1 protein-coding gene is annotated in these 351 nt (G+C 68.4%); it reads left to right on the top strand.

The window, feature by feature from the left end:
* Window positions 1–6: 6 nt before the first annotated feature.
* Window positions 7–351, top strand: a 345-nt coding sequence (locus tag U8525_RS34530) for a transposase (protein WP_374270981.1), incomplete at its 3' end; no start/stop codon positions are given.

Below are 351 nucleotides of genomic sequence, written 5' to 3'. Positions count from 1 at the left end.
GCGACGCTGGCCTTCTGCTGGGCGCACGTGCGCCGCAAATTCTTCGAGGCGAAGCAATTCGCGCCAGCGTGCGAAGAAGTGCTGCGGCTCATGGCGGAGGTGTATGCCATCGAGGCGGACCTGCCCGGCTGGTACGCCCTGACGGCAGAGGAGCGCCAGGCTGCGCTCGCGCAGCGGCTCGCCGTACGCCAGCAGCGCTCCGCGCCAGTCGTCGAGCGCATCCGGCAGTGGGCACTGGCCCAGCGAGCCGCCCCGGGCAGCGCGTTCCGCAAGGCCCTGGAGTACATGCTGAAGCTGTGGGACGGGCTGACCGTCTTCTTGAGAAATCCCGTGGTGCCCATCGACAACAAC

Source organism: Corallococcus sp. RDP092CA, assembly GCF_041903675.1.
In the GTDB taxonomy this organism is placed as follows: Bacteria; Myxococcota; Myxococcia; order Myxococcales; family Myxococcaceae; genus Corallococcus.
The sequence above is the reverse complement of the archived record's forward strand: the minus strand, read 5'-3'. Positions and strand labels throughout refer to the sequence as shown.